This is a genomic window from Peptoniphilus hominis (ex Hitch et al. 2025), from assembly GCF_040096015.1.
In the GTDB taxonomy this organism is placed as follows: Bacteria; Bacillota; Clostridia; order Tissierellales; family Peptoniphilaceae; genus Peptoniphilus_A; species Peptoniphilus_A hominis.
Window position 1 is genome coordinate 1 of sequence record NZ_JBBMFO010000067.1, and the last position, 1344, is coordinate 1344.

Consider the following 1344-nt stretch of genomic DNA (forward strand, 5'->3'; position numbering starts at 1 on the left):
AATAAAATCATAGGTGCACATGCACTAATGATCAAAACTCCGGTGGTCTAAGATGGACTCGCGTCCCATTAGCTAGTTGGTAGGGTAACGGCCTACCAAGGCGACGATGGGTAGCCGGCCTGAGAGGGTGAACGGCCACATTGGAACTGAGAAACGGTCCAAACTCCTACGGGAGGCAGCAGTGGGGAATATTGCACAATGGAGGGAACTCTGATGCAGCGACGCCGCGTGAACGAAGAAGGCTTTCGAGTCGTAAAGTTCTTTTATATGGGAAGATAATGACGGTACCATAAGAAAAAGCCCCGGCTAACTACGTGCCAGCAGCCGCGGTAATACGTAGGGGGCTAGCGTTGTCCGGAATCACTGGGCGTAAAGGGTTCGCAGGCGGAAATGCAAGTCAGGTGTAAAAGGCAGTAGCTTAACTACTGTAAGCATTTGAAACTGCATATCTTGAGAAGAGTAGAGGTAAGTGGAATTTTTAGTGTAGCGGTGAAATGCGTAGATATTAAAAAGAATACCGGTGGCGAAGGCGACTTACTGGGCTCATTCTGACGCTGAGGAACGAAAGCGTGGGTAGCAAACAGGATTAGATACCCTGGTAGTCCACGCTGTAAACGATGAGTGCTAGGTGTCGGCGTAAGTCGGTGCCGCAGTTAACACAATAAGCACTCCGCCTGGGGAGTACGTGCGCAAGCATGAAACTCAAAGGAATTGACGGGGACCCGCACAAGCAGCGGAGCATGTGGTTTAATTCGAAGCAACGCGAAGAACCTTACCAGGGCTTGACATACTGAGGACAAGTATAGAGATATACCGTCTTCTTCGGAAGCCTCAATACAGGTGGTGCATGGTTGTCGTCAGCTCGTGTCGTGAGATGTTGGGTTAAGTCCCGCAACGAGCGCAACCCTTATCTTTAGTTGCCAGCATTTCGGATGGGAACTCTAAAGAGACTGCCGATGATAAATCGGAGGAAGGTGGGGATGACGTCAAATCATCATGCCCTATATGCCCTGGGCTACACACGTGCTACAATGGAAGGTACAAAGGGAAGCAAGATAGCGATATTAAGCAAACCTCAAAAAGCCTTTCCCAGTTCGGATTGTACTCTGCAACTCGAGTACATGAAGATGGAGTTGCTAGTAATCGCAGATCAGAATGCTGCGGTGAATGCGTTCCCGGGTCTTGTACACACCGCCCGTCACACCATGGGAGCTTGTAATACCCGAAGCCTGTGAGCAAACCGTAAGGTAGCAGCAGTCGAAGGTAGGATAAGTGACTGGGGTGAAGTCGTAACAAGGTAGCCGTATCGGAAGGTGCGGCTGGATCACCTCCTTTCTAAGGAAA

Annotated in this window: 1 rRNA gene; it reads left to right on the forward strand. The window is 50.0% G+C overall.

From position 1 onward, the window contains the following. Positions 1-1335: ribosomal RNA gene (locus WMO19_RS09705) — 16S ribosomal RNA — on the forward strand; the annotation flags it as partial. Between the last annotated feature and the right edge of the window lie 9 nt (positions 1336-1344).